General features: G+C 62.5%; 8 protein-coding genes. 1 reads left to right on the top strand and 7 read right to left on the bottom strand.

The window, feature by feature from the left end; translation table 11 throughout:
* Nucleotides 1–259: 259 nt before the first annotated feature.
* The 6 genes from AC07S6_RS14630 to pbpC form a co-directional block, all read right to left on the bottom strand.
* On the bottom strand, nt 260–2,203 hold the full coding sequence (locus tag AC07S6_RS14630; RefSeq protein ID WP_495112526.1) for a pilus assembly protein TadG-related protein: 1,944 nt from the start codon (nt 2,201–2,203) through the stop codon (nt 260–262).
* 267 nt (nt 2,204–2,470) lie between these two features.
* Nucleotides 2,471–3,028: a DUF4136 domain-containing protein gene (locus tag AC07S6_RS14625; protein ID WP_122300893.1), complete on the bottom strand. Its 558-nt coding sequence runs from the start codon at nt 3,026–3,028 to the stop codon at nt 2,471–2,473.
* 44 nt (nt 3,029–3,072) lie between these two features.
* On the bottom strand, nt 3,073–3,675 hold the full coding sequence (locus AC07S6_RS14620) for a DUF4136 domain-containing protein (RefSeq protein WP_003188213.1): 603 nt from the start codon (nt 3,673–3,675) through the stop codon (nt 3,073–3,075).
* A 23-nt stretch (nt 3,676–3,698) separates the two neighbouring features.
* The gene (locus AC07S6_RS14615) at nt 3,699–4,448 is read right to left on the bottom strand and encodes a methyltransferase (RefSeq protein WP_197881138.1); all 750 of its coding nucleotides are present in this window, start codon (nt 4,446–4,448) and stop codon (nt 3,699–3,701) included.
* Nucleotides 4,441–4,749, bottom strand: coding sequence for a MazG-like family protein (locus AC07S6_RS14610; protein WP_122308095.1), 309 nt, complete (start codon nt 4,747–4,749; stop codon nt 4,441–4,443). The genes AC07S6_RS14615 and AC07S6_RS14610 overlap by 8 nt, the downstream gene beginning before the upstream one ends.
* 96 nt (nt 4,750–4,845) lie before the next feature.
* Nucleotides 4,846–7,158, bottom strand: coding sequence for a peptidoglycan glycosyltransferase PbpC (gene pbpC / locus AC07S6_RS14605; RefSeq protein ID WP_495112546.1), 2,313 nt, complete (start codon nt 7,156–7,158; stop codon nt 4,846–4,848).
* 224 nt (nt 7,159–7,382) lie between these two features.
* Here pbpC and AC07S6_RS14600 point away from each other — a divergent pair, with 224 nt between their 5' ends.
* Nucleotides 7,383–7,676: a hypothetical protein gene (locus AC07S6_RS14600; RefSeq protein ID WP_003188208.1), complete on the top strand. Its 294-nt coding sequence runs from the start codon at nt 7,383–7,385 to the stop codon at nt 7,674–7,676.
* Nucleotides 7,677–7,745: 69 nt separating this feature from the next.
* Here AC07S6_RS14600 and AC07S6_RS14595 read toward each other — a convergent pair whose 3' ends face one another.
* Complete coding sequence (locus AC07S6_RS14595) at nt 7,746–12,641, bottom strand: alpha-2-macroglobulin family protein (RefSeq protein ID WP_495112525.1); 4,896 nt, start codon at nt 12,639–12,641, stop codon at nt 7,746–7,748.
* Nucleotides 12,642–12,727 lie beyond the last annotated feature (86 nt).

Here is a 12,727-nt window from a genome sequence, read left to right as displayed (position 1 = left end):
AGTGGCCGTTACCGCAGGAATGGATATGTACTCGGTATACCTGTGTCGGCTGTCAGGCTGCTATCGCAGGCAAGCCAGCTCCCACATTTGGAACGCGGGGTGTCAGCCAGATCGGCGTCGGCTGTCAGGCCGCCATCGCAGGCAAGCCAGCTCCCACATTTGGAACGCGGGGTGTCAGCCAGATAGGCGTCGGCTGTCAGGCCGCCATCCCAGACAAGCCCCCACATTTGGAACGCGGCGCGTCAGATAGACCAACAGGCTAAATCACCAGATAAGCCCGGCCCATATGGCAAGAGAGATTGGCACCGACTTCGGCGTTACCCAAGTTGATGCCCAAGGCGCTGAGTAAAGTGTTGACGACGGGGTCGAGAATCGGCGACAGCACGTTCTGGATCAACCCCACCACCGCCGTAGTGATAGTCGCCAACAGCCCGGCGACCCCAGCCAACGCACCATTGGAGACACTCCCGCTGGGTGGTGCGTAAGTCACCTGCAAGCCATTAAGGGTCGCCGCCAGGCTGCCGACGATATTGGCGGTGCCCGGCGCGAACTTGTAGGTGGGCGGCGCATTCATCTCGGCCACCGGCGCAAACACCATCGTGCTGGTTTGCGCGGCAATGGTGGAGTTGGCTTTCAACAGCAAACCGCCACCCACATTGGGTGTACGGTTGGGGCTGCACAGCAGCGTCAGGACCACACAGTAGCGCTCGCCAAAATCAATCAGCCTGACCGGCTGCACATTGACTGCTGCCGAGGAAGAAAAAGCCGCCACCGGATCCACCGTACCGACCGCCAGGGTCGCCAGGGACGTAGTGGTTTTCACCGTCAAGGATTTGGAGGCCGGCGAGTCGCAATTGAAATCCGTGACATTGGTTTGCGCACTGCCGGCTTCGATGTAAATGGCCAGCGATGTTGTGACATCCACGTCAGCCACATTGCAGGCCACCAGGCACAACACACCGCCAACCACCGCCGGCAGGTTGAGATTCAACAAGCCCTTGACCACCTGGGACACCGGCGTGCCCAGGCCTGTCAATATGGACGCCACGCCAGAAACCGCCTTGATGATCGGCGCCTGTACAGTCACCAACGTACGCACTTGCGCAGTGCGTACAAAAATCTGATCGGTCGGCGGGGTATTCAATAAGCCCTTCTTCGCCAACGCTGGATTGCCAATGGCCGACAGCTGCGGCGGTTCGATGACCTTGGTCTGGATCGACACATTGCCCACTAGCGGAATCGCGACCTGCGCCGCCGCACTCACCGCATTCTTGCTACTGGACAACTGCGCTACCGCTTCCAGCAGTTGAAACAATTGCACGTTGCTGTTCAGCGCCGCTGTCGGCGTGCCGGTGGCGATGTCGACCAGGTCTCCCACCGTTAACAGCTTGCTGTTAGGTGCAATGGCTTGAATCGAAATCACGTCATTGATGACCGCCGTAGCCGCCGCGCCGTTTTTCTGCAAGACCTTCACAGCAGCGTCGATCAGTTGAGTCGCCGAGACCGCGGTACTGAGCAAGGCATCGTAGTCACCGGCCTTCACGTTCAGGTTGATCGCTAGTTGGTCGAGGTAACTGAGCAGGTTGACGTTGGTCTGCAGCAAGCCGTTCCAACCCGCCGCCGTGAGCGAAAGGTTGCCGCCGAGCAGGTTGCCGATCACCAGGTTGAGCAGCGGGGATTTGCCTGAATCGACGCTGGCCAGGCTGCTGCGGATCGACAACTGCGCCACGGGCGGCGGTGTCGCCGCGACGGCGGTGGCGCTCAAGTTGATTTGCGGGGTAATCGGCGCACCACTGAACAGGTTCCACAGCCCATTGGCAACACTGGTCATCACAGTGCGGGAAGCCACCACGCGGATGGCGTCGCTCTTGGTGGCATCAGCGGTAAACACACGGGTGTTCAGAGCATTGGTCGCCAGGGTGCCGCACGTCACGGCCAGGGTGCTGCCATTACCAACCGTAAAACCGTTGCGCGCCGCATTTTGCGTGGCATAGGCGTTCGCGGTGGTGTTGGTACCGCATTGGCCACCGAGACCGGCCGCTTCCAGCGCCGAGGTGTCGGCGACGGATTGCAGCTTGCGCTTTTCCAGATACAAGCGCCCGCTGTCGACCGCCAGCAACGTGAACACCAGAGCCAAGGCCAAGGTGCCTGCCGCCATCAAGCCTATTGCACCACGCTGTCTGGAACCGAATCGGGGAGACATCGAAGCACTCCTGCGCTAACTCTCCGTTGCACTGGAGTGTAGACAAGGCTTCGACAGGTTGCTGGCAACTCGCCACATTGGCGACTGGCGGAGATGCCCAGAATGTCGGCCCCCTAATACAACTCAGCTAAGCGAACGCTATGCTCAAAACACTGAAGATCAAATGTGGGAGCTGGCTTGCCTGCGAAAGCGGTAGTGCAGTAACTGAAGCAGTGACTTACACACCGCTTTCGCGAGCAAGCCCGCTCCCACAGCGGGTACGGGGGATCAGCGTGGCGGGTAGTTGGAAAGAATCTTGGTCACGGTGCTACGGATGGCCTGGTTGCGATCCTCGGGGTTTGGCGTGCTGGCCATCATTTGTTCGTCGCTGCCGCGCCATACCAGTTTGCCGTCCTTGCCGTCGAGCAGGTCGATCTGGATGGTCGCCACTTTATAGGTGATGTTGCGCGTTTCGTTGTACATCGGCGCGCCCCAGTAGCCATTCCATGGGCCGCCCCAGGCGCCGCCATAGTTGGTGGTGACTTGTTGCTGGCGGTCTTCGACGATCAGGTACGCCTGTACATTCAGGTCGGCCTTGGTACCTGCCGCTGCCGGGCGCAGGCCGCGTTGGTCGAGTTGCTCGCCCACGGCCTGGCGGATGCGTTGCTCGGTGAGGTCGCTCTTGATTCGCGGGTCATCGGGACGGTACTGCAACGCCGGGTCTTTCCAGGCCCAATTGCGATAGGCGCCGAAGTCTCGGCTGGCGTCGAAATCATGGTTGACCTGGTTGCTCTGGCAACCGCCCAGCAACATGACAACAGCAAGTGCAGCGATGCGACGAAGCATGGTGTTCTCCAAAAAACAACGTGGGCCTGTAATGAGAATAGCTGCTAACTGGGTGGATAGGCGGCCATTGCCTTCTGCATCGCCTTGCGCAAGCTATCGGCGCGTTCGCTCAGGCTGCCCTGGCTGGTGGTTTCGGCGCTGGTGCTCCACACCGGCTGGCGGGTGCGCGCATCGAACAGGCTGATACGCGCCACGGCCACTGTCACTTCATAGGTACGCACCACCGGCACGCTGTTGTACATGCCATAACCATTGCCATAACGGTTGTAGCCACCGTAGCCATACCCGTAATCATCCTGGACCTGGCGCAGGCGTTTTTCCAGGCGTACATCGGCGCTCACCAGCAGGTCGGGCGCACGCTTGTCATGCAAGGGGCGCAAGCCACGCTGGTCGAGGGCGCCGCTGACCGCCTCGGCAATCTGCGCCGAATCGGCCCAGGCCGTACCCGCCGGCAACTGGCCGTTGAGCCAGCCCCAACTGCGGTAGGCGCCATAGTCGCGTACCGGCGCGGGGTAAGCGCTGGCATCAAAGGTAGTGGCTGCCTGGGCGGGCGCCGGCGGCATCGGTGCCGAACTGGCGACGTAAGGGTTGGGGCTCGAACAAGCCCCAAGACCTAAAGACAACAGGATTAAACCGAGACGACGCATGTCGACCTCCCACGCTGGGCCGCTTAAACCGGGCGGCAGATCCAGTGCAAATATCGCCCAAGCCCGGCAAAGCTTGGGTGACGACGGTGAGCGAGCTCCATCTCCAACAAGTCCTGCAGGTTGGCGCGCGCCTGGAACTCCACCGGCATATAGTCGTGGAACACCCGCACACCACTTTGGCTTTCGACCTGCCACAGCCCTTCGAGTTGCGTCGCCAACTCCCGTGGGTCCAGGGGTTGTTGCGGCGTCAGGCTCTGCTTTTCGCCGGCCATGTCGTTCTTGCGCATTTTGCGGAAGTGGCCTTTGAGCAGGTTGCGGTAGATCAACGCATCACGGTTGTAGAAGGCCAGGGACAACCAGCCCGCCGGCAGCGTCAGTTGGTGCAGCACCGGCAGGATGGCGTGGGGCTCGGCCAACCACTCCAGCACGGCATGGCACAGCACCAGATCGTAAGGCTCGGTGAGTTGGCCGAGCAAGTCCTGCCACGGTGCATGAATAAAGGTCGCGGTCTGGCCGGCGTCAGCAAAGCGCTGACGCGCCCCTTCAAGCATCGGCGCAGCGGGTTCGGCCAGGGTTACCTCGTGGCCCTGCTCGGCCAGCCACAGCGACATATGCCCCAGGCCTGCACCGATATCCAGCACGCGCAATGGGCGTTGCGGCAAGGCTTCTACCAGGTCGGCCTGGAGCACCGCCAGGCGAATCGCGCCCTTGGCGCCGCCGTAGATCTTTTCGGCAAAGCGCGTGGCCAACTGGTCGAAATGACGATCACTCATGGGTAAACCGCCGTTCGCTATCGGCCAGTTTGGCGCGCACCACTTCGTTCATATCCAGGCCCAGTTCACTGCACAGCAGCAGCAGGTACAGGACAATATCACCGACCTCCTGGCCCGCATGGGCGAGTTTATCGGCGGGCAGTTGGCGGGATTGGTCTTCGGTGAGCCATTGGAAGATTTCCACCAGCTCGGCCATTTCCACGCTGGCAGCCATGGCCAGGTTTTTCGGGCTGTGAAACTGTTTCCAGTCATTGGTATCGCGGATGCGGTGCAGGCGTTCGGTGAGGTGTTCGAGGTTCATGCGGGGGCTCCTGAATGGGTATAGCTTACCCCATGACGGGACGCGGAGCGTCCCAGGCGGCGTTCCCACGCAGAGCGTGGGAACGATCAGCAACGATCAGTCGACAACGCTGAATTCGAGCCTGGCGGTTTGACCGGCTTCATCCAATACGCTGAGCTGATAGCGGCCCAGCCGTTCAAAACTGGCATTGATGCTGTCCTGATTGGCGCTGTCGCCCAACGGCGCACCATTGAGGAACCACCAACGCCGGCCACTGCCGCCCAAGGCGGAGATGTTCAGGCGCAAGGCTTGCTGACTGGCAGCGGGCAGACGCAATTGATCGCCCTCGCGTACGCCTACGATGGACAACGGCGATGACGCGGCCAGCGCCGGTGGCGGGCAGTCCGGGTCAGCCGCCGGGATGCGCGCTTCGCGGCGTTCAACCCTGGGTAACCAAGGCTCCAGCGGTGCCGGCCATAGGGCAATGCTTTTGGAGGTTGCGCCAGGACAATGGGCATCGACCCGCAAGCCTTTGGTGTTAACCCAGATGCTTTCCATCAAACCCACACTCAAGGGTTGATCCAATGCCTGCAAGGTCGGCGGCGTGGTGTTGTCCAGGGTCCAGGCAAAACGCTGGCGGCGGCAGTTGGGGTCGCTGCGGCTCATGGGCTGGCCCAGCGGCCAACAGATCGCCGCCACGCCGATATTGGCAGGCACCGGTTTGACCGGCGCACTGATGCCGCGCTGGCTGTCGCGGTTGGTCAGCACGTCGTGCACCTGCAGCATCAACGGCGCTGCCGACGCCAGGCCGAATTGCCCGGGTACCGGCGTGCCATCGGGCCGGCCGATCCATACGCCGATCAGGTAACGCGGGCCTACGCCAATCGCCCAGGCATCGCGAAAGCCGTAGCTGGTACCGGTCTTCCACGCCAGCACCGGGCGTTGGACCAGCTCGGCACGCGGGTCGCGGTCGGGCCGCGCCTGGCCGCTGAGGATGCGCCGCACAATCCACGCGGCGCCGGGCGACAGCAACGACCGCTCCCTGAGCGCATCGTCCGGTTGCAACCGCAGGGTGGCGCTCTTGCCATCGCGGGCCAGGGCGCTGTAGCCACTCACCAGGTCCTCCAGGCGACTGCCCGCACCGCCGAGGATCAGCGCCAGGTTCGGCTCGGCCAATGCCGGCAACGCCAACGGCATGCCACCGATGCGCATCTGCGCGGCAAAGCGCTTGGGCCCGTAGGCTTCCAGCAGCTGCACCGCCGGCAGGTTCAACGAGCTGGACAACGCCGTGCTCGCCGGCACTGCCCCGGTAAAGCCCATGGAAAAGTTGCCAGGGCGGTAGTCACCATAGCGTCGAGGCACGTCCTGCAACAGCGATTCGGAGTGAATCAGGCCGTCGTCCAACGCCATCCCGTAGAGAAAAGGTTTCAAGGTGGAACCGGGCGAACGCAGCGCGCTGATCATGTCCACATGGCCAAAGCGCTTGGTGTCGTTGATATCCACCGACCCCAGGTAGGCGCGCACCGCCATGCTTTCTTCTTCCACCACCAGGATGGCCGCCGAGGTGTGTTCCGGCAGGCGTGCGCGCCAGCCCAGCAACAGGTCTTCCAGACGGCGTTGCAAGGTGGCATCCAGGGTGGTGCGGATCAGCGGCGGGCTGTCGGGGCGGTTCAGCCGGCGGGCGAGCAGAGGCGCCAGGCTAGGTTCCAGGCGTGGGGCGAGCAGCAGGGGTTCTTCCAAGGCTTCATCAACCGCCGATTGCGGCCATACCTGAAACTCGGCCAGGCGGCGCAGCACTTTGTCGCGGGCCTCCTGGGCGCGCTGCGGATGACGGTCCGGGCGCAAACGGCTTGGCGCCTGGGGCAACACCGCGAGCAACGCGGCTTCGGCGTGAGTCAGCTGAGACGGTGACTTGCCCAGGTACGCCCAGCTTGCCGCCGCCACGCCCTGCAGCGTGCCGCCGAAAGGTGCGCGGTTCAGGTACAGGTTGAGGATTTCGTCCTTGGACAGGTGCCACTCCAACTGCGCGGTACGCCACAGCTGGCGTAACTTGCCGTGCAGGGTGCGTGAATGTGGGTCGAGCAGGCGCGCAACCTGCATCGACAAGGTGCTGCCGCCGGACACCACCCGCGCGCCGCTCAGGTTTTGCCAGGTCGCACGCACCAGCGCCAACGGGTTTACGCCGGGGTGCTGGTAGAACCAACGGTCTTCATAGGTGAGCAACGCGTCGAGGTAATAAGGCGATACTTCGCTGGTGTGTACCGGGTAGCGCCATACGCCATTGGCATCGGCAAATCGCCACAGTGGTGTGCCATCTTCGGCCAGCACTACCCGGGCCAGGTCATCCTGGGGCAGGGGCAAGGGCCAGATACGATCGGCCAGCCATAGCAGGGCAACCACCAACACCACACAACCCAAAGCCCAGCGCAATAACTGTGGGAGCTGGCTTGCCTGCGATAGCGCAGGATCAGTCAACTTATCCACAACTGCCCCACCGCTATCGCCGGCAAGCCAACTCCCACATTGGGCCGCGTACATCCGGACGTGATTAAACTAAAACTCAAACGGGCAAACCTCTATGCTTGCAGGGAACTCGCCTGCGTTATCGACAACCAAAGGCACAGTTACGCCCACCTTCTCATCAGGACACGCACATGCAGGTAGAAAGCTTTTTCGAATGGTTGGGCCAGGCGCTCGGTTCCGTCATCCGTTTTATCGTCGACGGGCTCAGCGGTTTGTTCGGGGCCTTGACCCACGCCGGCGGCAACTTTATCGACGGCCTGTCACGCACCTTGGGCATGGACACCTCGATCATCAGCATCATTACCCTGATCGTCGGGCTGTTGTTCCTCTACTCGGCGGTACGCGCCTTTATGCGGGCCTCGATTATCGTGGGGATCATCTGGCTGATGCTGGGGCTGTGGTTGCTGAGTTGGGTTGTGCACTGACAGGCAAACGCTCGATTCCCCCTGTAGGAGCGAGCTTGCTCGCTCCTACAGGGATCGAACCATTGTCTTTCAGCGGCCCTTGATCACCATATCCACCGGCGTCTCGCCCACCGCCTGCCAGTTCGGCCGATACATCGACTCTACCTGCGGCGGCGGCACGCGGTAGGTTCCCGGTGTCACCGCGCGCGCCAGGTACAGCAAGTGCGTGGTGCCATAGCCATCCAGATTCATCGCGGCCACATAGCGATCGTCCCTGAACTCCTGATGCTTGAGCGAGGCATTCTGCATCGACTCACGCCACTCCTTCACCTGGCTGCTGGCGTTCTCCAGGCTCGCCGCGCTTTGGGCCAGGTTCTGGTTTTCCAATTCCAGGCCGGCAGGCAACAGGTCGACTACCAGGGCATCCGGCACCCGTTGCTTGGCGCTGACCGCCAAGTGCACCAGCACCAGATCACCGCTGTTGAGGTTACGCAGGTTCAACGGCTGGCCGTTCATGCCCAGGTATTCGCGGCGGATACTCAGGTTGTTGCCCCCGGCCGCTGGCGGCACTTGTGGATAACCCGAGACCGTCAATTGCTGGTACACCGGCGCTTCACCCTGATTGCTCAAGGCCAGGTCGCTGGACAACAACTTACCGTCCAACTCCAACGTCGATTGCTGGTTGTTCAACTCACGCACACCGCCGCTGCCGGTGAGCGACACTTGCCAGTTCGCTTGGGGCTTGGCGAACCCGAGGCGCCCGGCCAGGAACAGGGAATTACGCTCCTGGGTCGACAGGTACGGGCTGGCGGCCAACTGATCCGACAAGGTGAACAACCGCTCCTCGCGCTGGCCCTTGGCCAAGTCGTTCTCCTCCAGCAACGCCAGGATCATCGCCTGGTCGCGCAGCGGGCTACCGTAGTCGGCCAGCCACTCATTGGCATTGCGCTGCGCCGCCAAGCCGGCCAACAACGCCTGATCCGCACGGGGCTGGTCACCCATTTTCTGCAGGGCAATGGCCAACTGCACCAGCGGCAAGCCGGAGCGTGCGTCGCTGCGCCGTTCGAACAGGCTGCGCAACGCGCCCAATGGCGCCTGCTGACTGCGTGCCAACACCATGCCGGCATACGCCTGCACGGCAAACCGGGTGTGATCGGCGTTGTCGCTGTAATCCACCTCGATCAGATTACGTTCCTGCACATACCGCAACAGGCGCTCGCTGGCCTTCTTCAAGGCTTCAGGCGGGACGGCAAAACCCTGGTCGCGGGCGCGCAGCAGGAAGTCGGTGACATAGGCGGTCAGCCAATATTCTTCCTCGCCATCGGCGCCCCACAAACCAAAGCTGCCGTTGTAGCGCTGCATGCCCAGCAGGCGCTCAATGCCCAACTCGATCTTGCGCTTGCGCTCGGCATCCGGCTCGCCCTTGATACTCAGGCGCTTGAGCAGCGCGTCGTCGGCGTACAGCGACGGGTACAAGCCACTGGCGGTTTGCTCCAGGCAACCGTAGGGGTACGCCTTGAGTGCACTGATCTGCGCGCCCAGGTTCAACGGCGGCCGGCTCGACAGGCTCAACAACGCCTCACGTCCCGATGCATCGAATTGATCCAGTGCGCCCGACGGCAAGCTCCACGGCTGATCCTTGAGCACTGCGCGGTAATGCTTGAGCAAGGCCGGGTACGCCGGGCGTACGCCCAAGGTCCATTCGCGGCTGAACGGCGGCAGGTTTTCACCCGGCAAGTCCAGGCCGTTGACGGTGACCGTGACCTTGCCCTGGCCGAGCCCGCCCCAGGCTTGTACCGGAATACGCAGGGTGGTGCGCTGACCTTGCTTGAGCTCAACCGATTGCGCGCCACTGTTGACCAACTGCAACTGACCTTGCGCGGTCAATTGCACATCGAGTTTCTGGGCCTTGCCCGACAGGTTGGAGAGGTCCAGGGCCAGGGTGGTCTGATCGCCTCCTGCCAGGAAGCGCGGCGCCGACAACTCGGCAATCAGCGGGGCGGCGATCACGGTCTTGCCTTCGGCCATACCGTAGCGATCATCGCTCCAGGCTTGGGCCATCAGGCGCAGTTCGCCGTTGAAGTCGGGGATATTGACGCTGACTTCACCCTCGCCTTTGTCGTTCAGAGTCACCGGGGCGCTTTGCAGGGCGACGATGGTAACGCTGGTGTCCGGGCGCTTGCCGCCTTTGGCCAATGCCGCGTCGCCACCAAATGCCAGGCTGGCCAGGCGCCCTTGACCGGCTTCGATCAGTTGCCCATAGATGTCGAATTGGTCGACGCCATAGGCTTTGCGGCCAAACAGGCTGGCGTACGGATCGGGCGTTGGGAATTCGGTGATATTGAGGATGCCCACGTCCACCGCCGCCAGCAGTACGTGCACCTGTTGGGGCACGCTGCCATCGGCGTTTTTGGCGGCGATCTTCACCGTCAGCGGTTGTTTGGGGCGCATTTTCTCTGGCGCGGTGAGGGTCAGGCCGAGTTTGCGCTGGGTACGATCCAGCGGCAGGTGCAGCAAGCCCACGGCGCGTTTAGGCGTGATGTTGGCTTTGCGCTCGCCCGGACGAATCACCAGGGCGCTTACATACAGATCGTGGCGCGACCATTTCGGATCGAGCTTCACCGCAAAGCTTTTGCCTTCGGCCGGCACGTCGATTTCCTGCCACCACAGCGGACCTTCGGCAGACTCCACCAACAGGTAGCCTTTACCGGCAGCCGGTGGCGTGACGGTGACGTTGGCGGTGTCGCCATCGCCATAGGCGGGTTTGTCCAACGCCAGCTTGACCTGGTCGGGGCGCACGGCACCGCCTTCGGTGTTGTCCTGGGCCTGGTAGCCGGCCCAGAAACGCAGGCTGCTGACCAGCCCGGTCTGCGGGTCTTCGACCTCCACGCGGTAAGGGCCCCACTCCACCTGGAAGCTGACCTTGGCGGTGTCGCCAGCCTTGATGTTCAGGCTCTGCTCATCGAGATTGAGGAATTTCTCGTTGAAGTGGTAGCTCCAGCCGTCATTCTCCGAGTAGTTCCAGTAGTAGTCGCGGCGCTCACGCACCAGGCGCACCTTGAGGTCTTGTGCGGCCAGTTTCTGACCGTCCTGGTTGGCCACCAGCACTTCGAATTCCACCGGGCCATCGCCGTTGGTTTCCTTGCCATCAAACAGGCCACGCAGGCCCGGCAACTGCTCGGCCGGCCAGATCGGCTGCACCAGGCGCCGGGTAATCGGCCGCCCGCCGGACTCTTGCAGGCTGGCTTGCACGATCAATTGCAACGGCGATTTGGCCTCGGCCCACTTGCTTTCCAGGGTCAGCGCTTGCTCGCCATTGGCGTCGAGTACGCTTTCGTCCAGCTCGAAATCCTGGCTCAGCTCTTCTTCCGTGACGGAACCGAACTGGTAGCCCGGCAGGGATTTGACCGCCTCACGCAGTGGGCGCACGTACACCTGGCCACTGACGCGGTTACCGGATGCGGGCGCGCCGTATAGGTAACGACCGTTGACCTGGATGATCGGGTTATCCGCCGGGCTCAACGCCGTGTCACTGCCCTTGAGTTCCAGCGCCAGGCGTTCGGGCAGGAAGTCTTCGACGAGAAATTCATACAGTTGCGGCTTGCCGTCACCGAGGTCGAATACCAACTGCCAGCGACCGGTCGGCGCCTCGCCGGCCAGTTGCAACGGGTATTGATACAGGCCGTACGCGTCGGCCTCCCACACGAACTTGCGGCTCACCTGTTCATCCGGGCGCCGTACTTCGACGCTGACCGGTTGCGGCTTTACCGCCCTGCCATCCTTGTCACGCAACAGCGCGTTGAGCAGCACGGTTTCGCCAGGGCGATACAGGTCACGCGGGCCGAACACAAAGAACTGCAACGGGTGAGAGGGCTGCCCGCCGATATCGAACTCGGCGAGGTCCAGCGCGGCGCTGTCCAGGCGCAGCAGGCTGGTTTGCTCGCCCTGCTTGGCCAGTAACACCTGGGCTTTTTTCGGCAGTGGCAACTCGGCGTGGCCACCGTCTTCGGTCTTGCCCTGTCCGAGCACACGGCCTTCGGCATCGAGGATTTCCAGTTCGACGCCGTTGAGTGCCTTACCGCCTTCCAACGCCTGGGTAAACACCTCCAGGCGATTGGCATAGCGGTGCACCGACAGACCGATATCACTCAAGGTGAACAGGGTGGCCGGTTGCGAATAGTTGTAGGTGCCCGAAGCACGCATCACCGCCAGGTACACGCCCGGCTGCTGCAACTGCTTGAGGCCGGCAATCGGCAGCAGCAGGGTTTCGCGGGTATTGCGCGCAGGGTTCAGGTCGAAACGCCCGCCGTAGACCAGCTCGGCCATCGGCAGCAGTTCACGGGACTCATAGCTTTGCAGGCTGGTATTACGCCCCCACTGCGCCAGGAATGACGGCAGGGATTCGGGTTTGATCCGGAAGAATTCCACGTCGATCTTGTCGACGTTCAACGCGATCACCGGCAGGCCCTCGGCCAGGCGCGTCGGCAACAGGGTGCCGCGGCTGGCGAAGCCGACGGTGGCCTGCAGGTCGCGGGTTTCCAGGCGGGCGCTGTATTCGGCGGCGAGGGTGTTGCCGTTGACTGCCTTCACCCCGGCGTCCACGGTCAGCACCAGTTTGCGCTGCGGTTCAAGGTGGCGCAGGCGCAATTCCATCAGGTTATCGGACAGTTCCCAGGCGCCATCGACCTTGCCGGACTTGCTGTCTACCAGGTGCAGCTTGTCGGCGAATTTCTGCTCGGGGTCCAGCGGAATGGAAAAACTCACCGACAGCGTGCTGGCCCCGTCCAACTGCACCTCGGACACATCCACCACGTTCAGCTCACGCCCGGCATAGCGTTGCTTCAACGCTGCCACGTCCACCGCCGCTTTCACCGGCTTCGGCGCTGCCGCCACGGTGGGCGCAGGCGGTGCAGCGGGTTTATCGGAAGAATCGCAAGCGCTCAGCAGGGCCAGCGCGCAGGCCAGGAACAGTCCTTTGTTAAGCATGGGGCACTCATCGTCAGAGGGAACCGAGGGGTGAACTATATATCAGCGCCGACCAAGCCGCTGCGGCGCCGGTCACATTGACCGAC

It is taken from the genome of Pseudomonas sp. GW821-FHT07B01 (assembly GCF_059419065.1).
The sequence above is the reverse complement of the archived record's forward strand: the minus strand, read 5'-3'. Positions and strand labels throughout refer to the sequence as shown.